16 protein-coding genes are annotated in these 17,259 nt (G+C 69.7%); 13 read left to right on the plus strand and 3 right to left on the minus strand.

Annotated elements, in window-relative coordinates:
- Positions 1–6: 6 nt before the first annotated feature.
- From IM738_RS02675 to IM738_RS02685, 3 genes are all read left to right on the plus strand, one after another.
- Entirely contained in the window at positions 7–927 is a 921-nt protein-coding gene (locus IM738_RS02675) for a hypothetical protein (protein ID WP_236964355.1), read from the plus strand.
- 2 nt (positions 928–929) lie between these two features.
- On the plus strand, positions 930–2,471 hold the full coding sequence (locus tag IM738_RS02680; protein ID WP_236964356.1) for a hypothetical protein: 1,542 nt from the start codon (positions 930–932) through the stop codon (positions 2,469–2,471).
- 127 nt (positions 2,472–2,598) lie between these two features.
- Complete coding sequence (locus IM738_RS02685) at positions 2,599–2,946, plus strand: hypothetical protein (RefSeq protein ID WP_236964357.1); 348 nt, start codon at positions 2,599–2,601, stop codon at positions 2,944–2,946.
- Between the two features lie 21 nt (positions 2,947–2,967).
- On the opposite strand, the gene IM738_RS02690 is transcribed toward IM738_RS02685, so the two are convergent.
- Both IM738_RS02690 and IM738_RS02695 read right to left on the minus strand, forming a co-directional pair.
- The gene (locus IM738_RS02690; RefSeq protein WP_236964358.1) at positions 2,968–3,837 is read right to left on the minus strand and encodes a Rossmann-like domain-containing protein; all 870 of its coding nucleotides are present in this window, start codon (positions 3,835–3,837) and stop codon (positions 2,968–2,970) included.
- Positions 3,834–4,676, minus strand: a complete 843-nt coding sequence (locus IM738_RS02695) for a helix-turn-helix domain-containing protein (RefSeq protein ID WP_236964359.1) — start codon at positions 4,674–4,676, stop codon at positions 3,834–3,836. Before IM738_RS02695 ends, IM738_RS02690 begins: the two co-directional genes overlap by 4 nt.
- 122 nt (positions 4,677–4,798) lie before the next feature.
- Here IM738_RS02695 and IM738_RS02700 point away from each other — a divergent pair, with 122 nt between their 5' ends.
- On the plus strand, positions 4,799–5,200 hold the full coding sequence (locus tag IM738_RS02700) for a hypothetical protein (protein ID WP_236964360.1): 402 nt from the start codon (positions 4,799–4,801) through the stop codon (positions 5,198–5,200).
- A gap of 114 nt (positions 5,201–5,314) precedes the next feature.
- Here the strand turns inward: IM738_RS02700 and trhP are convergent, their stop codons facing one another.
- On the minus strand, positions 5,315–6,691 hold the full coding sequence (trhP, locus tag IM738_RS02705) for a prephenate-dependent tRNA uridine(34) hydroxylase TrhP (RefSeq protein ID WP_236964361.1): 1,377 nt from the start codon (positions 6,689–6,691) through the stop codon (positions 5,315–5,317).
- A gap of 197 nt (positions 6,692–6,888) precedes the next feature.
- Between trhP and IM738_RS02710 the strand changes: the two genes are divergently transcribed.
- The 9 genes from IM738_RS02710 (at position 6,889) to IM738_RS02750 (ending at position 17,243) form a co-directional block, all read left to right on the plus strand.
- A complete protein-coding gene (locus tag IM738_RS02710) occupies positions 6,889–7,218 on the plus strand; it encodes a collagen-like protein (RefSeq protein WP_236964362.1) in 330 nt (109 codons plus the stop codon).
- A gap of 30 nt (positions 7,219–7,248) precedes the next feature.
- Positions 7,249–7,407 carry a DUF3309 family protein gene (locus IM738_RS02715; protein WP_236964363.1) on the plus strand — a complete coding sequence of 53 codons (159 nt, stop codon included), beginning with the start codon at positions 7,249–7,251 and terminating at the stop codon, positions 7,405–7,407.
- Positions 7,408–7,574: 167 nt separating this feature from the next.
- Positions 7,575–10,478 carry an aconitate hydratase gene (locus IM738_RS02720; protein ID WP_236964364.1) on the plus strand — a complete coding sequence of 968 codons (2,904 nt, stop codon included), beginning with the start codon at positions 7,575–7,577 and terminating at the stop codon, positions 10,476–10,478.
- A gap of 64 nt (positions 10,479–10,542) precedes the next feature.
- Positions 10,543–11,463 carry a S1C family serine protease gene (locus IM738_RS02725; protein WP_236964365.1) on the plus strand — a complete coding sequence of 307 codons (921 nt, stop codon included), beginning with the start codon at positions 10,543–10,545 and terminating at the stop codon, positions 11,461–11,463.
- A 13-nt stretch (positions 11,464–11,476) separates the two neighbouring features.
- Entirely contained in the window at positions 11,477–12,478 is a 1,002-nt protein-coding gene (locus IM738_RS02730) for an AAA family ATPase (protein WP_236964366.1), read from the plus strand.
- Between the two features lie 15 nt (positions 12,479–12,493).
- Positions 12,494–13,612: a DUF58 domain-containing protein gene (locus IM738_RS02735; RefSeq protein WP_236964367.1), complete on the plus strand. Its 1,119-nt coding sequence runs from the start codon at positions 12,494–12,496 to the stop codon at positions 13,610–13,612.
- Positions 13,609–14,679, plus strand: a complete 1,071-nt coding sequence (locus IM738_RS02740; protein ID WP_236964368.1) for a VWA domain-containing protein — start codon at positions 13,609–13,611, stop codon at positions 14,677–14,679. Before IM738_RS02735 ends, IM738_RS02740 begins: the two co-directional genes overlap by 4 nt.
- Before the next feature lie 228 nt (positions 14,680–14,907).
- On the plus strand, positions 14,908–16,125 hold the full coding sequence (locus tag IM738_RS02745; protein ID WP_236964369.1) for an FAD-dependent monooxygenase: 1,218 nt from the start codon (positions 14,908–14,910) through the stop codon (positions 16,123–16,125).
- A gap of 143 nt (positions 16,126–16,268) precedes the next feature.
- Positions 16,269–17,243 carry a Bug family tripartite tricarboxylate transporter substrate binding protein gene (locus IM738_RS02750; RefSeq protein ID WP_236964370.1) on the plus strand — a complete coding sequence of 325 codons (975 nt, stop codon included), beginning with the start codon at positions 16,269–16,271 and terminating at the stop codon, positions 17,241–17,243.
- Positions 17,244–17,259 lie beyond the last annotated feature (16 nt).

Here is a 17,259-nt window from a genome sequence, read left to right on the forward strand (position 1 = left end):
TGTGCCATGTTGCGTCTCGCGCCGCCGCCACCACCGACCGAACGCGCCCCGGTGCGGCACCCGCACGCGGCCCTGCTCGGCGCGGTGTCGGTGGCCCTGTCGGCGCTCGACCGCCACGAGCAGGCCCACGCCACGGCGCTGGCCGGCATCGACTTTGACCTGCCCGAGGCCGCGCCCACGGTCGACGACCGCGTCCAGCTCGACGCCGCCGCGCCGCTGTACTTCGCCAGTGAACTGGAGCGGGCCGGGTTGCTGGGCACGGCCGAGCTCATTGCAGGCCTTTTCGTGAGCGGCACCATCACCCAGCCCCTGGGGCCGACCGCGACGCTGCTGCATGAATTCTGGCGGGGTCGGCGCGCGCGCCTGGACGCCGATGAGCGCAACGCGATCTTCGAGCGGGTGATCGAGACGCCGCATTTCGACCGCCTGATGCGCGCCCTGTGCGAGGCCATCGTCGCGCAGGCCGACGGCGTGGACCTGCGCGAGCAGGTGCTGCTCGCGACCCACGCGCAGGGGCTGGGGGCGTTCCTCGCGCAACGGGTTGACCCGATGGCCGCCATCGCCGCGCGCGACATCGTCGAGACCATCAACACCGCGCTGGTGTTCCTGCGCGACCGCTTGCTGCAGGCCGCTTTCGGCGTGAACGACCTGTGGCGCCTGGTGGCCATCGTCGGCAGCCAGAACGGTGTGCCCGCCGGCATGGCCCGGGAGCACCTCGAACGGGGGCGCCACGGGCAGACCGTGCTGCTGTGGCTCGGGCAGCATGTCGCGGACAGCGCCATCCGCTTCGACCCGGCCCGGCCCGGGGACGTGGCGGTGATCGCGGCGGCGCAGCGCTGGCTGGCAGCGTCGCCCAGCGCGGCCGCGCCCGTGCGCCAGCCCGCAGCCGACGCCGCGCCGATGCCGCCGCTGTTGATGGCGGCCTAGCCATGATGGCCGCAGGCGCCTTGTCGACCGCGGCGGCGCTGTCGTCCCGCACGGCCCCGGCGCAGGCGCCACCGCCCTGGATACGCCGGGCCGTGCGCGATGTGCTGGAGCGCACGCCCCGCTACCACGGGCTGCCCCCGCCGCAGCGCCAGGCGCTGGCGCAGGCCATGGTCAAGGTGTCGACGCTGGCCGCCGAGCTGATCGCCGAAGAGGGCCAGGCGGAAGGCGAGATCGAGCGCCGCGACACCGCCAGGCCCGCGGTGCCGCTGGCCACCGCGCAGTCGGCGCAGCCAGAGTTCGGCGAGAGCGCCGACCGCATCGCGGGCATCACCCGCAACGTGCTGAATGCCGTGTCGTTCCCGCGCTTCGTCACCGACCTGATCAACGGCGTCTTCAAGGCCATGCTCGACGCCAACGCACAGCAGATGAACCAGTACGTGCAGCTGCTCAACGCGGTGTCGGCCTCGGCCGAGGGCTTCGAGCGCACCCAGTTCGGGCTGGTGCAGGTGCGGCAATGGGTGGCCGACCATTTTCCGGAGTCGATCGAATACGACGCCCCCGATCCCGAGGACCTGCCCAAGCCCGGGGAGAAGGTCGATCCGGACGACATGGAGGAGTTCGCCAGCATCCCCTTGCGCCTGCGCAGCGGGGCCTCGATGCCGGGGGAGGCCGAAATCCGCGCCACCCTGGGCGTGCCGCCGGAAGAATCGATCGACGCCAGCAACCCGGAAAAGCTGGTGCCGTTCGCGCGCCGCTACCTGGCGCGCCAGCGCCAGCAGCAGCTGGCGACCATGGTGATGATGGGCATGCAGCGCATCGTGATCGACAGCGGCAAGATCAACGCGTCGATGCGGTTCCACATCGACACCCGCAGCGCCGCCAGCGAAGACAAGGGCAGCGAGTTCGGCTTCAAGAACCGGGTGAAGGCCGGTGGCAGCTTCGGCGTCGGCCCCTGGGGCGCCAGCGCCGAGGTCGAGAACACCATCAGCTACGTGTCCACGGAACGCACCCAGCGCACCGAGGAAATCAACACCGACCTGGAGCTCAACTCGTCGGTGGAGCTGAACTTCCACACCGACTATCTGCCTCTGAACCAGATGGCGGCCCAGGCCCAGGCCGACCGCATCCGCAACAGCACCCTGAACCCCGCGGCGCCGATTCCAGACCCGTCCGCGGCGCGCAACGCGCGCCTGCAGATGCAGCAGCAATCGGAGCAGCAGCGCCGGGCCGGGGTGGACAAGGCGGTGACCGAAGCATCGAAGCCGCCGCCGCCTCCGCCCCCAGCTGCTCCTGCTCCTGCAAAAGCGCCTGCGCCAGCGCCTGCAAAAACACCATCGCCATCGCCTTCGCCATCGCCATCGCCTTCGCCAGCACCAGCACCAGCACCAGCGAACCGCCCGCCGGCGCCAGCGAACGCGCCGGCCGGTCCACCCGCCAAGGTGAATGCCCCCGCCGTCACGACACCGCCCCCACCAGCGGCGAACGCCGGTGGCGGCGGCGCGCCGGCGCCCGCTCCCAAGGACTTGTTCAGCACGCCGCAGTGACCAGATTGACAGGGCGGGAGGGGGGTGGGCGGGATCGATCCCTTACGATGCGCGCAGGGAGGCGAAGCAGGCTCGGCAACGGGTGGCGGGTCCTTGCCTGCTCGTCATTTCAAACAAGGAACACACCATGACCCGATCCCCTCAAACCCTCCGCCGCCGCGCGGTGGGCGCCCTGTCTCTGGCCATTGCCCTGACTGTCCTGTCGGGGTGCGGTGGTGGCGGCGGGGGATCGGACATCAACACGCTGCACGACGCCTACAAGGCCCTCGCCCCGGGCATGACCAAGGCCGAGGTGCTCGACCTCGTGCCGTTCAAGCCCTCGCAAGGCGCGAGCACCAGCCAGGTGCTGTGGGTGGAAGGCCAGGAGGCGCTGGGCGTGCGTTTCAACGGCAGCTCGTCGACCGGCGTGATCACGTTCGCGCAATGGGGCATGTCGATCCCTGCCGGTGGCCAGAACGAATCACGCAGCTTCTGAGCCCGGCGGTCCCGCGGCGGGTCAGTCCCTTTGGGTCAGCGCCCGCCAGCCCGGCCATGAACCCCGCTCGATCGCGAACTTGCGCGTGGCACCGCTCCACGATGCGCCGGCGGCCATGGCCGCAGCGAAGCCGGCCGGGTCGGTGATTCGCGTGCCGCCCAGCAGCGTCACGCCGCGCTCGAACAGGGTGTCGGGCCACAGGCCCGCCGAGGGGCCGATCACCGCGAAGCGCGTGGCCCGGGGCGCGGCCGCGAGCATGTCGTCCAGCGTGTCATTGAGCAGCATGGTCGAGGTGCCGACCACCAGGTTGCAGTCGGCCAGCAGCGCGCGGTCGAGGCCGATGGTCACGCCGGGAAAACGCTCGCGCTGGCGCGCCACCATGGCTTCGTTCATCTCCACCACCGACAGGCGCCCGCCGGCCTCGGCCACGCGCCGCACCAGCGGCGGGAAGAAGCCGATCATGCCCAGGTGGTCGGTGGCGGCGAGCTCCACATCGCCCAGCGAGTTGCCGGCCGGCGGCGGCTCGTAGCCCACGCGGCGCCAGACCGAATCGGTCATGGCGTTGATGGCGGCCAGCGCCAGGGCGCGTTCCACGGCGTTGCCATCGAGCAGCCTGGACGCCAGGCCCATCGGGTCGGCACCGGCCAGGGGCAGGGCACCGCCGCCGTGGGCCGCCAGCAGGCCGTTGAGCGTGTCGCCGAGCAGCACGTACGAGAGGCCGAAGGCGCCGTCGTCAAGCTCGATCGCGCAGAACTCGGCGTCGTGTTCGCCCGGCGCCGCGTCGCGGTGCGGCACGTGCAGGCGGTGCACGCGGGGCGTGGGCCAGCGCCGGGCGATGGCGTCGAGCTGCCGGGTGATCGCGGTCGCGATGGGCATGGTCGGAAGGCTCATGCAGGCATGGTAGCGGCCATCGCGCGCAGGGCATCGGCGGTGGCTTCGTCGCCGGGGAAGAAGGTTTCGAGCGCCAGTTCCTGCAGGGTGATGTCCACCGGCGAGCCGAACACGGTGGTGGTGCTGATCAGGTGCAGCGTGCCACCCGGCGTCTGGAACAGGAAGGGCATGAGCACGCCGGGGTGTTCGCCGTCCAGGCGTTGCGCGGCGTCGGCGGGCTGGGCAGGGTAGGCCATCAGCTCGGTCAGCAGGTCCGCCAGGCCCTCGTCGCCGGTCTGGTGGATCTGCTGGCGCAGGCGGGCGAACAGGTGCTCGCGCCACTGGTTGAGGTTCACGATGCGTGGCGCCAGGCCGCCCGGGTGCAGGCTGATGCGCAGCAGGTTGGCGGGCGCCTGCAGCAGCTCGGGCGCCACGCCGGACAGCAGCGGCGCGACCATTCGGTTGGCCAGGACCAGGTTCCGGTGCCGGTCGAAGGCCACGGCGGGCCAGGGCTCGTGGCTGTCCAGGATGTGCTGCACGGCGCGGCGCGCGGCCTGCATGCTGGGGTCGTCCATGGCGTGCTCCCGGTACATGGGCGCGTAACCCGCCGCGACCAGCCATGCGTTGCGCTCGCGCAGCGGCACCGCCAGCCGCTCGCACAGCCGCAGCACCAGCTCGCGGCTGGGGCTGGCCTTGCCGGTTTCCACGCAGCTCAGGTGGCGCGTGGACAGCTCGGCGTCGGCTGCCAGGTCGAGCTGGCTCAGGCGGCGCAGCTGGCGCCAGTGGCGCAGGTGGTCGCCGACGCTGGTGCGGCGCGTGGGTGATGTGGGTGTGGGTGTGGGGGCGAGGGCGGCATGCATGGGCACATGGTAGAGCGGGTGCGCCGACGGTCCATGACCTGCGGGGTCATGGACCCGGTGCGGATGCGAGCCGAGCATGGCGGCTCCCGTTCCTTCTTTTCAACCCTTTCAAGGAGTTCACCATGTTGAATCTGTCGGTTTCTGCGTTGCGTCGAGTGCTCTGGCTGGACGCCGCCAGCGGCCTGGGCATGGCCGTCGCCCACTTCGGGTTTTCAGACCTGTTGTCCGAGTGGCTCGGCCTGCCCCTGGCCTGGCTGCAGGTGTCGGGTGTGATCGTGTGCGGCGCGGCGTTGCTGTCGGGCGCGCTGGCCTTGCGAGCCCGGCCTCCGGCCGCGGGCGTGCGCCTGCTCGCGGCGGGCAATTTCCTGTGGGTGGCCGCCAGCGTGTGGGCGGTCTGGGGCGCCGGCCTGCCGCTCACCACGCTGGGCGCGGTGTGGGTGCTGCTGCAGGCGGCATTCGTGTTCGGGCTGGCCGAGCTGGAGTGGGCCGGCAGCCGTCAGGCGCAAGGCCTGGCGGTGGCCTGATACGGTTTTACCTTCAAACGCATAACGGCGTTGGTTCGCCTTGCCGTGCCAGAGCACTGTCTGCGGCTCCCGCCTTGTTCTGCGCTTGAATGCAAAACCGCATGAGAAGCGGGCTCAGATCAGGCGCGCGATCAGCGCGCCTTCGGTCGGCGCACCCAGCGGCACCCAGACGCGGATCGGGCTGCCCTGCGCGACCTCGATGGCCTCGCCGTCCTGGTTGCGCATGGCGTCCAGCTGCACGATGCGGTTGCCGCCGGGGTGGATCACCTCCAGCCGGTCGCCCACGGCGAAGCGGTTCTTGGCCTCGACCTCGGTCCAGCCGTCTTCGCGCACCTGCAGCACCTCGCCCACGAACTGGCTGCGCTGGCTGGCCGAGTGGCCGGTGATGTAGTTCTGGTAGTCCTGCGCCGGGCGGCGCTCCATCAGGCCGCCGGTGTAGCCGCGGTTGGACAGGCCTTCGAGTTCGAGCAGCAGCTCGGGGTTGAAGGGCTTGCCGGCCACGGCGTCGTCGATGGCGCGGCGGTACACCTGCGCGGTGCGCGCCACGTAGTAGTGGCTCTTGGTGCGGCCCTCGATCTTGAGCGAATCGATGCCCATGGCCGCCAGCTTGCCCACGTGCTCGACGGCACGCAGGTCCTTGCTGTTCATGATGTAGGTACCGTGCTCGTCTTCCATGATCGGCATCAGCTCGCCCGGTCGGCCGGCTTCTTCGATCAGCCAGACCTTGTGGGCCTCGGGGTGGCGCTGGCCGTTGCCCACGGTGGAGAAGGCGCTCGCCGCTTCTTCGTCTTCCTGCGCGAAGTTGAAGCCGTCGAGCTGGGCCAGCGGCACGGCTTCACCGGTGTCGGTGTCGGTGGTCGCGGCCTGGGTCTTGTATTCCCAGCGGCAGGCGTTGGTGCAGGTGCCCTGGTTGGGGTCGCGGCGGTTGAAGTAGCCGCTGAGCAGGCAGCGGCCCGAATACGCGATGCACAGCGCGCCGTGCACGAAGACTTCCAGCTCGATGTCGGGGCAGTCGTTGCGGATCGCGGCCACCTCGTCGAGGCTCAATTCGCGGCTCAGGATGATGCGGCTCACGCCCTGCTTGTGCCAGAACTTCACCGCCGCGCTGTTGGTGGTGTTGGCCTGCACAGAGAGGTGGATCGGCACCTCGGGCCAGAGGCCTTTCTCCATCTGCTCGCGCACCAGCATGATCAGGCCGGCGTCGGCCATGATGAGCGCGTCGGGCCGGAGCTCCACCACCGGCTGCAGGTCGCGCAGGTAGGTGCGCAGCTTGTCGTTGTGCGCGATCAGGTTGCTGGTGACGAAGAATTTTTTGCCGCGCGCGTGGGCCTCTTCGATGCCCTGCGCGATCTGTTCCATGCGGAACTCGTTGTTGCGCGCGCGCAAGGAATAGCGCGGTTGCCCGGCATACACGGCGTCGGCGCCAAAGTCGTAGGCGGCGCGCATGCGTTGCAGCGTGCCGGCGGGGAGCAGGAGTTCGGGGGCTTTCATCACACCCGGGATTGTCCCGCAAAGCCCGGGGTGTTTCCAGCGAAGGTGGCGGCGTGTTCGCCAGCGCACAGACGTTTCCGAAACGCCCCGCTACGCTGAGCCCACGCTGGTTGGACACACAGGTCTGACCGGCCACAAGGGTGATCCGGGCGACCCACGCCCCACCCGCCACAACCGCTTCCGCACAAGGATTCCCCATGAAAAACATCGCATTGATCTTGACGCTGCTGTCCACCATCGGCCTGGCCGCCTGCGACCGCACCCCCGTGGTGGTCAACACACCGCCCGCCACCGTGACGGTGCCCGGCCCCGCCGGTCCTGCGGGCGCATCGGGCGCCACCGGCGCCACGGGGCTGCAGGGTGACACCGGTGGTCAGGGGGTCCAGGGCAGCACGGGAGCCCAGGGCTACACCGGCGACCAGGGCGCCACGGGCACCCAGGGCGAAGAGGGGAAGACCGGCAAGACCGGCGGCAGCACCACCGTGATCATCGAGCCGGCCGCCCCGGCCCCGGCTCCCGCCAATTGAGCTTCACCCAGCCACACACAGGAGCCCATCATGAGCCTTGGAACCATATTGCTGATTGTGCTGATCCTGATGCTGATCGGTGTCTTTCCCACCTGGTCGCACAGCAAAAGCTGGGGCTACGGGCCCACCGGCGGGCTGGGGCTGGTGGTGGTCATCCTGATCGTGCTGGTGCTGATGGGGCGCATCTGATCACCTTCTCCCCATGCCCCTGAGCGACGCTCCGGAGCAGGCCACGGTGCCGGATGGACCCGTGGCCGTTCAACGGCCGTGACGGGGTCATATCCACTACAGACAGCGAGGTGATGGCCTGAGCGGCAAGAATGGTCCGGTCGGGAATCCTCCCGAAGGAGTCGTTCATGCCATCCCGCGTTGATTTCGCCCATCCGTTTGCCGCCACCGTCAAGACCTTCCGGACGGCGTCCGGCAAGAGCGGACGTTTCTATTCCCTGCCAGCCCTGGCGAAACAGCACCCCCAGGTGAGCCGCCTGCCGGTGTCGCTGCGCATCGTGCTGGAGAGTGTGCTCAGGCACTGCGATGGTGAGCGCGTGCTGCCCGAGCAGGTGGTGCGCCTGGCCAACTGGCAGCCCAACGCCGAACGCACCGACGAAATTCCCTTCACCGTGGCGCGTGTCGTGTTGCAGGACTTCACCGGTGTGCCCCTGCTCGCCGATCTGGCCGCCATGCGCAGCACCGCGCTGCGCCTCGGCCAGGACCCCCGCAAGATCGAACCGCTGGTGCCGGTGGACCTGGTGGTGGACCACTCGGTCATGGTCGACCACTACGGCACGAAGAGCGCGCTCGACCTCAACATGAAGCTGGAGTTCCAGCGCAACCGCGAGCGCTACCAGTTCCTGAAATGGGGCATGCAGGCCTTCGAGACCTTCGGCGTCGTGCCGCCGGGCTTTGGCATCGTGCACCAGGTCAACCTGGAGTACCTGGCGCGCGGCGTGCACATGAAGGGCGGTCTCTACTACCCCGACACCCTGGTCGGCACCGACAGCCACACCACCATGATCAACGGCATCGGCGTGGTGGGCTGGGGTGTGGGCGGCATCGAGGCCGAGGCCGCCATGCTGGGCCAGCCGGTGTCTTTCCTCACGCCCGACGTGGTGGGCTTCGAGCTCACCGGCCGCCTGCGCGAGGGCTGCACCGCGACCGACCTGGTGCTGACCGTGACCGAGATCCTGCGCCGCCACAAGGTGGTGGGCAAGTTCGTCGAGTTCTTCGGTGAGGGCACGGCCTCACTGTCGTTGCCCGACCGCGCGACCATCGCCAACATGGCGCCCGAATACGGCGCCACCATGGGCTTCTTTCCGGTGGATCACAAGACGCTCGACTACTTCCGGGGCACCGGCCGCAGCGCGGCCGAAATCGAGGCCTTCGAGGCCTACTTCCGTGCGCAGGGACTGTTTGGCGTGCCCGGCGCCGAGGGGGCTTCGCAGGCTAGCGGTGAAATCCTCTATTCGCAGGTGGTCACGCTGGACCTGGGCCAGGTGACGCCCAGCCTCGCCGGCCCCAAGCGCCCGCAGGACCGCATCGAACTCGGCCGGGTGTCGCAGCAGTTCGCCGAGCTGTTCAGCCTGCCCGCCGCGCAAAACGGCTTCAACCGCCCGGCGGCGCTGTTGCACACGCGCCACCAGCCCGAGCTGGGTGAGCCGGCCGACACCCTGGCGCCCGAGAAGGCGACGCCCACGCCCGCTGGCGCGCCGCGCTTTGTGGCCGAGATGGAAGCCAACAAGCCCGCGCGTGCCACCGCCCGTGCCGCGACCGAACCCCCTTCGCACGCCGTGCAGAAAAAGCTGTCCATCGGCAACGGCGACGTGCTGATCGCCGCCATCACCAGCTGCACCAACACCAGCAACCCCAGCGTGCTGCTGGCCGCCGGCCTGCTGGCGAAGAAGGCGGTCGAGGCCGGGCTCAGGGTGCAGCCGCACATCAAGACCTCGCTCGCGCCGGGCTCGCGCATCGTCACCGAGTACCTGACCCGCACCGGGCTGCTGCCGTACCTGGAAAAGCTGGGCTTCTCGCTCGCGGGCTACGGCTGCACCACCTGCATCGGCAACGCCGGCGACCTCACGCCCGAGCTCAACGCCGTCATCACGCAGAACGACCTGGTCTGCGCCGCCGTGCTCTCGGGCAACCGCAATTTCGAAGCCCGTATCCACCCCAACCTCAAGGCCAACTTCCTGGCCAGCCCGCCGCTGGTGGTGGCCTACGCCATCGCCGGGACCGTGTTGCGCGACCTCATGACCGAGCCCGTCGGCTTCGGCCCCCGGGGCAAGGCGGTGTACCTGGGCGACATCTGGCCGTCCAGCGACGAGATTCATGCGCTGCTGAAGTACGCGATGCACGGCAAGGCCTACCGCGAAAACTACGAGCGCATCGCCACCGAGCCGGGCAAGCTCTGGGAGCACATCCGTGGCGTGGACGGTCTGGCCTACACCTGGCCCCAGAGCACCTACATCGCCGAGCCGCCCTTCTTCGAGGGTTTCGAACTGGACACGCCCCCCAGCCTGTCGGCCTCGGTCCGTGGCGCGCGCATCATGGCCTTGTTCGGCGACTCGATCACCACCGACCACATCTCGCCTGCGGGCTCGATCCAGGAGCAGTCCCCCGCGGGCCAGTGGTTGCTCGCACACGGGGTGCTGAAGGCCGACTTCAACAGCTACGGCGCGCGGCGCGGCAACCACGAGGTGATGATGCGTGGCACCTTTGCCAACGTGCGCATCAAGAACCTGATGCTGCCCGCTGGCCCCGACGGATCGCGCGAAGAGGGCGGCCGGACGATCTACCAGCACGAGGGTACCGGCCAGGGCCAGACCATGAGCATCTTCGACGCCGCCATGCGCTACCGCGGGGCGCAGGTGCCGACGGTGGTGTTCGCGGGCGAGGAGTACGGCACCGGCTCCAGCCGCGACTGGGCCGCCAAGGGCACCCAGTTGCTGGGCATCAAGGCCGTGATCGCGCGCAGCTTCGAGCGCATCCACCGCAGCAACCTGGTGGGCATGGGGGTGTTGCCGCTGCAGTTCCAGGACGGTGAATCCTGGGAGCGGCTCGGCCTGACCGGGGAAGAGGTGATCGACGTGCTGCCGCCGGCCGACCTGCAGCCGCAGAGTGAAGCCCGGCTGGTGATCACCGGACCGGACGGCCGCCGCCGCGACATCCCGCTGGTGCTGCGCATCGACACGCCGATGGAAGTGAACCATTTCCGTGCCGGTGGAATCCTCCCCCATGTGCTCAGGCAATTGTTGAGCGCTTGAGCCGCCCCTTCTAACGCGGCATGATGTGTCTGAACCGCCGGCCCCCGGCGCACCAGGAGTCGCCATGCGAAAGCCTGCCCTGTACAGCCGATCGGCACGCGCCGCCCCTGTGGCAGAGCCCGTGGGGGACGGCGCGGCGGCGGCCCCGCCGGCCTCGGGCACGGTGTCCCGGCGGTCGCGCTGGCGCTCCGGCCTTTCCGCCGCCGCCGTCAACCCGCGCGTGATGTGGGCGGCGCTGGCCCTGCTCGGCGCCCTGTTGCTGGCCTCGGTGTGGCAACAGTCGACGCGAAGTCCCAAGGCGCTCACGCAAAAAGACATCGACGCCGCCGTGCTGCGCACGCTCACCACACAGAACCTGCCTTCTCGCGCGGCCCGCGCCGCCGAGAAAATCCGCCCCGCCGTGGTGCGCGTGGTGTCCTACGTGAAGAACAAGAAGGGCGAAGACGTGGAACACGGCGTGGGCACCGGCGTGGTCATCACCGACAAGGGCATCATCCTCACCAACCTGCACGTGGTGCAGTCGGCCCAGACCATCAAGCTGGTGTTTGCCGACGGCTCCGAGTCGGGCGCCCACATCGCGGGCGTGCAGGCCCAGCACGATCTCGCCGTGCTGCAGGCGCGGGTGATTCCGGACGACTTTCACGCCGCCACGCTGCGCACCACGGCCGACCTGGTGCCGGGAGACGAGGTGGTGGCCGTGGGGTTCCCCTTCGGCATCGGGCCCTCGACCTCGGCGGGCGTGATCTCCGGCCTGGGGCGTGCCTTCAAGTCACCCGAGGGCGAGCAGGAAATCAACAACCTGATCCAGTTCGACGCCGCCGCCAACCCGGGCAATTCCGGCGGGCCGCTGGTCACCATGGACGGCGAGGTGGTCGGCATCGTCACCGGCATCCTCAACCCCACCAGCCACCGGACCTTCGTGGGCATCGGTTTTGCTGTACCGATCGAAAGTGCGGCGGGTGCCGCCGGTCTCCCCCCCTTCTGAACAGGAGCGATTCATGAGCGAGAGCAACACCCCCGACACCGCCCGCCTCATGGAGCAGATCCTCTACGAGGTGAAACGCGTGGTGGTCGGGCAGGACCGCTTCCTGGAGCGGGTGATGGTGGCCATGCTGGCGCAGGGCCACCTGCTGGTGGAGGGCGTGCCCGGGCTGGCCAAGACGCTGACCGTCAAGACCCTGGCCGATGTGGTGCAGGGGCGCTTCAAGCGCATCCAGTTCACGCCCGATCTGGTGCCCGCCGACCTCGTGGGCACACGCATCTACAACCAGAAGACCGGCGACTTCAGCACCTCGCTCGGCCCCGTGTTCGCCAACCTGCTGCTGGCCGACGAGATCAACCGCGCGCCCGCGAAAGTGCAGAGCGCGTTGCTGGAGGTCATGCAGGAGCGGCAGGTCACCATCGCGGGCGAGTCGCACAAGGTGCCCAGCCCCTTCCTCGTGATGGCGACGCAGAACCCCATCGAGACCGAGGGCACCTACCCGCTGCCCGAGGCGCAGGTGGACCGCTTCATGATGAAGGTGCTGGTGGACTATCCGACCGACGAAGAGGAGTACGTGATCGTCGAGCGCGTCACCGGCCCGGCCGTGCAGGTGAACGCCGTGGCCACGACCGACCAGCTGGCTGCGCTGCAGGCCCAGTGCCGCCAGGTGTATGTGGACCCTTCGCTGGTGCAGTACGCCGTCAAGCTGGTGTCGGCCACCCGGAACCCGGAGAAGCACGGCATCAAGGACATGGCGCAGCTCATCACCTACGGCGCCAGCCCGCGCGCCACCATCGGCCTGGTCGAAGGCGCGCGTGCCCTGGCCATGCTGCGCGGGCGCAGCTACGCGCTGCCCGAAGACATGATGGACATCGTGCCCGACGTGTTGCGCCACCGGCTGGTGCTGTCGTACGAGGGCCTGTCCGAGGGGCTGGACAGCGACGCGCTGATTGCCCGCATCGTGAAAGCGGTGCCCGCGCCCGCGCGGCCGCTCGAACACGAGAAAAAAGTGGCCTGAACGGGGATCGGCACCATGCTGTTCGGCCTCTTCAAGTCCAGCGCGCCCGAGCCGCCGCCACCGCCCGCCGCGGGCACGGGTGAGAAAGCCGATGCCCTGCTGCGCCGTCTGGAATGGACCGTGATCCGCCGGCTCGACGGTCTGCTGCAGGGCGACTACCGCACCCTCATGCGCGGCACCGGGCTCGACCTGGCCGACCTGCGCGAGTACCAGCACCACGACGACGTGCGCCACATCGACTGGAACGTCACCGCGCGGCTGCAGCAGCCGCACGTGCGCGTGTTCACCGAAGACCGCGAGATGGCCGCGTGGTTCCTGCTCGATCTCAGCCCCTCGGTGAATTTCGGCTCGGGTGAGCAGCGCAAGCTCGAACTGCTGCAGGGGTTTGTCGGCGTGCTCGCGCGCCTGATCAGCCGCCACGGCAACCGCGTGGGCGCGGCGCTGTACGGCGGGCGGGGCCGGGCCGTGGTGGACACGGTGTTGCCGCCGCGTGGTGGGCGGCTGCAGGTGCTTCGCTTGTTGAACTTGTTGATCACCCCCGACGCGCTGCGCGCGACCCCCTCAAGGGGGCGACACCAGCCGTCCGTCCTGAGCTCGTCGAAGGGCGGCCCGGCGGTGTCCCCGCGCGACGCCACTTCGGACGGTTCGACCCGCCTGGCCGACCTGCTGCACGTGGCCACCCACACCGTGCGCCAGCGCTGCACCGTGTTCGTGGTGTCCGATTTCATCAGCGAGCCCGGCTGGGAGCAGCCGCTGGGCGAGCTGGCGCGGCGCCATGATGTGGTGGCCGTGCGCCTGCTCGACCCGCTGGAGCTGAACCTGCCCGATCTCGGCCTGATCCATGTGCGCGACGCCGAGACCGGCGAACAGTTGTTGGTGGACACGCACGACAAGGGCTTTCGCCAGCGCTTCGCGCGCATCGCCGCGCAGCGCGAGGCCCAGCTGCGCGAGAGCCTCACGCGGGCCGGCGTGGACACGCTGGAGCTGGCCACCGACGACGATCTGGCCGACGCCATCCTGCGCTTCGTGGACCTGCGCCAGCGACGCCAGGGGCTGCGCCGCGGCCTGCCGTCGCACCTGTCATCGCGCCCGGCCGCACCCTTCCGCCAACGGGCGCAGGAAGGCACCCCATGAACGCACTGCCCTTCAGTTTTCTCTGGCCGCAGCTTCTGTGGCTGCTCCTTCTGTTGCCGCTGCTGGTGCTGCTGTACTGGTGGTTGCTGCGCCGGCGCAAGCAGGCCTCGCTGCGGTTCGCCAGCCTGGCAATAGTGCGCGAGGCCATGGGCAAGGGCCCGGGCTGGCGCCGCCATGTGCCGCCCGTGTTGCTGCTGCTCGCCTTCGCCGCGATGCTGCTGGCCTCGGCCCGGCCGGTGGCGACCATCGTGCTGCCGTCCACCCAGCAGACCATCATCCTGGCCATGGACGTGTCGGGCAGCATGCGCGCCACCGACGTGTTGCCCAACCGCCTGGTGGCTTCGCAAAACGCCGCCAAGGCGTTTCTGAAAGAGCTGCCGCGCCATGTGAAGGTGGGCATCGTGGCCTTTGCCGGATCGGCCCAGGTGGTGCAGCCCATCACGCTCAGCCGCGAAGACCTCAGCGTCGCCATCGACAAGTTCCAGTTGCAGCGTGCCACCGCCATCGGCAGCGCCATCGTGGTGGCGCTGTCGGAACTGTTCCCCGGGCAGGTCGATCTGGCGAGCGTCACCTACGGCCGCAGCAACGACCCGTTTGCGCCGCAGGGCCGGGCCATCGACCAGCCCGGGGCCGAAGCCGAGAAGAAACCGTTCGAGCCGGTGCCGCCCGGCTCCTACAGCTCCGCCGCGGTCATCCTGCTCACCGACGGCCAGCGCACCACCGGCGTGGACACGGCCGAGGCGGCCAAGATGGCGGCCGACCGGGGCGTGCGCGTCTACACCGTGGGGGTGGGCACGGTGGACGGGGAGGTGATCGGTTTCGAGGGCTGGTCCATGCGCGTGCGGCTGGACGAAGAGACGCTGAAGTCCGTGGCCCGTGACACCAAGGGCGAGTACTTCTACGCCGGCACCGCCGAAAACCTCAAGCAGGTCTACGAATCGCTGAGCACGCGGCTCACGGTGGAGAAGAAGGAAACCGAGGTCTCGGGCCTGCTGGCGCTGGCGGCGGCGCTGCTGGTGCTGATGTCGGCCGGGCTGTCGCTGTTCTGGTTCAACAGGGTGTTGTAGCCCCCGGCGTCTTCCCCTCTTCGGTGTGAATCCTGGGCTCCAACCTTGCGCGGGTCGTTGCCCATCAGGGGCGCGAACCCGCTGGGGGTGGCCCTGTTCTGGGGTTCCGAGCCCCCACACGCCGCGCCGTTGCTCCCGACTGGGCGGATTCGCCTTGGGGCGGCTCGGGCCGAATCGCCTCTGATCTTTATCAACGCTGTTCAGGCTTGCGCGGGCACAATGACTGGCATGACAAACAAGGTGGTGGTGGCGGGCGGCGGCATCGGTGGCCTGGCCTGTGCATTGGCGCTCGCTCGCGAGGGCGTGGAGGTGGACCTGCTGGAGCAGGCGGCGGCTTTCGGCGAGGTGGGCGCGGGTCTGCAGCTCGGACCCAATGCCGTGCGGGTGCTCAACGCCTGGGGCCTGACCGACGCGCTGTGCGCCAGCGCGGCTTTCCCGGAGGCCTTGCATGTCCGCGACGCGCACAGCGCGAGCCCGCTGGGCCACCTGCGGCTGGGGGCGATGTCGCGAGCGCACTATGGCCAGCCCTACGCCACCCTCCACCGTGCCGACCTGCACAGCCTGCTGCTGGAGGCGGTGCAGCACGAGCGGCGGGTTCACCTCCACCTCGACACCCGGCTGGCCGGGTACGAAGAAGGCCCCACAGGGGTGAACGTGGCCTGCGAGAACGAAACGGTGTTCGAGGCCGACGCGCTGATCGGCGCCGACGGCCTGTGGAGCCGGGTGCGTGCCGAAATGCTGGGTGCACAGCCGGCCCGTGTGAGTGGGCACCTGGCGTACCGGGGCATGGTCGCGGCAGAGGACCTGCCCGGGGTGATGCGCGAACCGCTGGTCACGGCCTGGCTGGGTCCGCACCTGCACGTGGTGCACTACCCGGTGCGGCGCGGCGAATGGTTCAACGTGGTGGCGGTGGTCGAAGGCATGCTCGGTCGCGGCCACGGCGGACCACCGGGCAGCGACCCGCAAAGCTGGAGCCATGAAGCGCGGCAGGCCGACCTGCTGCGCACGATCGGCCCGGTCTGCCAGGACCTCAAGGCGATGCTGGACCGTGTGCCCGAGTGGACGCTCTGGGCGCTCAACGACCGTGCGCCGCTGTCCAGTGCCGCCGAACACGCCAAGGGCCGTGTGGCCTTGCTGGGCGACGCGGCGCATCCGCTGCGGCCCTACCTGGCGCAGGGCGCCGCGATGGCGCTGGAAGACGCGTGGACGCTGGGCCGCCTGGTGGGTGCGGCCGGTGGTGCGCCCGACTGGCCCGGGCTGTTCGCGCGTTACGCCGACACGCGCTGGCAGCGCAACGCCCGCGTGCAGAGCCGCTCGCAGCGCAACGGCACCATCTTTCACGCCAGCGGGCCACTGCGCTGGGCGCGCAACGTGTCGATGGCCCTGCTCGGTGAGTCGCTGATCGACAACCCCTGGCTGTACAGCGGCCCGCCGGAGCCTGTGTAACCCCCCTGCGCCGCTGCGCGGCTTCCCCCCAGGGGGACCTACACCAGTGGCCGGGCGAAGCCCGTTCCACGGTGTGTCTGGACGAGCGCCTGCGTGCGGGCTGCTAACCTGCCGGTCTGTTGTCAACTTCAAGGAATCGCCGCATGTTCCAACCCCAACGCCGCCACGCCATCGCCGCCGCCATTGCACTGGCCTGCAGCGCGTCCCCCGTGTTCGCCCAGACCCCTTGGCCCAGCAAGCCGCTGAAGATCGTGGTGGGCTTCCCCGCCGGCTCCTCGCCCGACCTGATGGCGCGCCTGCTCGCCGAGCCGCTGCAGCAGGCGCTGGGCCAGCCGGTGGTGGTGGAGAACAAGACCGGTGCCGGCGGCAACATCGCGGCCGACCAGGTGGCCCGCGCCACCGACCACCACACCATCGGCCTGATGATCAACGGCAACCTCACCATCGCCAAGATCCTCAACCCGGCCACGACCTACGACCCGCTGAAGGACCTGACACCGGTGTCGCTGATCGCGACCTCGCCGCTGGTGCTCACCGTGCCGGCGAGCGTGCCCACCGCCGGCACGGCGTATTTCGCGGCCGCGCGCCAGTCGGGTGACCAGTGGAACTACGGCACCCCGGGCATCGGCACCGTGGCCCACCTGGGCATGGAACTGCTCAAGGCCAAGGCCGGCATCGCGCCGGTGCACGTGCCGTACCCGGGCAACCCGCAAGTGATCACCGCGCTGCTGGGCGATCAGATCCAGATGTCGCTGCTGCCACCGGGCCTGGCCATGGCGCAGGTGCGCGCGGGCAAGCTCAAGGCCATCGGCGTGACCTCGGCCGGGCGCAGCAGCGTGGTGCCCGAGGTGCCGAGCCTGGCCGAAGCCGGCGTGAAAGACCTGCAACTGGAGATCTGGAACGCGGTGGCCGCACCCAACAGCCTGCCCAAGGCACACGTGAACCGGCTCTCCTCGTTGCTGGCCGAGATCGTGCGCCGGCCCGAGATCCGCCAGAAGATCCTGGCCCAGGGCTGGCAGGTGGCGGGCACCTCGCCCGAAGGCCTGGCCAACCGCATCCGCGTGGACACGGCGGCGATGGCGGACGTGATCCGCAAGAACAACATCAAGCCGAATTAGAAACACCCCCGCCGCG

This window comes from Hydrogenophaga sp. SL48 (assembly GCF_021729865.1).
In the GTDB taxonomy this organism is placed as follows: Bacteria; Pseudomonadota; Gammaproteobacteria; order Burkholderiales; family Burkholderiaceae_C; genus Hydrogenophaga.

Bases quoted from the DNA above. Each gene is read 5' to 3' on its own strand.
- IM738_RS02690 (WP_236964358.1), bottom strand. From the start codon at position 3,837: ATGAGCCTTCCGACCATGCCCATCGCGACCGCGATCACCCGGCAGCTC.
- IM738_RS02675 (WP_236964355.1), top strand. From the start codon at position 7: ATGTTGCGTCTCGCGCCGCCGCCACCACCGACCGAACGCGCCCCGGTG.
- IM738_RS02715 (WP_236964363.1), top strand. From the start codon at position 7,249: ATGAGCCTTGGAACCATATTGCTGATTGTGCTGATCCTGATGCTGATC.
- IM738_RS02725 (WP_236964365.1), top strand. From the start codon at position 10,543: ATGCGAAAGCCTGCCCTGTACAGCCGATCGGCACGCGCCGCCCCTGTG.
- IM738_RS02740 (WP_236964368.1), top strand. From the start codon at position 13,609: ATGAACGCACTGCCCTTCAGTTTTCTCTGGCCGCAGCTTCTGTGGCTG.
- IM738_RS02750 (WP_236964370.1), top strand. From the start codon at position 16,269: ATGTTCCAACCCCAACGCCGCCACGCCATCGCCGCCGCCATTGCACTG.
- IM738_RS02730 (WP_236964366.1), top strand. From the start codon at position 11,477: ATGAGCGAGAGCAACACCCCCGACACCGCCCGCCTCATGGAGCAGATC.
- IM738_RS02700 (WP_236964360.1), top strand. From the start codon at position 4,799: ATGTTGAATCTGTCGGTTTCTGCGTTGCGTCGAGTGCTCTGGCTGGAC.
- trhP (WP_236964361.1), bottom strand. From the start codon at position 6,691: ATGAAAGCCCCCGAACTCCTGCTCCCCGCCGGCACGCTGCAACGCATG.
- IM738_RS02745 (WP_236964369.1), top strand. From the start codon at position 14,908: ATGACAAACAAGGTGGTGGTGGCGGGCGGCGGCATCGGTGGCCTGGCC.
- IM738_RS02735 (WP_236964367.1), top strand. From the start codon at position 12,494: ATGCTGTTCGGCCTCTTCAAGTCCAGCGCGCCCGAGCCGCCGCCACCG.
- IM738_RS02695 (WP_236964359.1), bottom strand. From the start codon at position 4,676: ATGCATGCCGCCCTCGCCCCCACACCCACACCCACATCACCCACGCGC.
- IM738_RS02710 (WP_236964362.1), top strand. From the start codon at position 6,889: ATGAAAAACATCGCATTGATCTTGACGCTGCTGTCCACCATCGGCCTG.
- IM738_RS02680 (WP_236964356.1), top strand. From the start codon at position 930: ATGATGGCCGCAGGCGCCTTGTCGACCGCGGCGGCGCTGTCGTCCCGC.
- IM738_RS02720 (WP_236964364.1), top strand. From the start codon at position 7,575: ATGCCATCCCGCGTTGATTTCGCCCATCCGTTTGCCGCCACCGTCAAG.
- IM738_RS02685 (WP_236964357.1), top strand. From the start codon at position 2,599: ATGACCCGATCCCCTCAAACCCTCCGCCGCCGCGCGGTGGGCGCCCTG.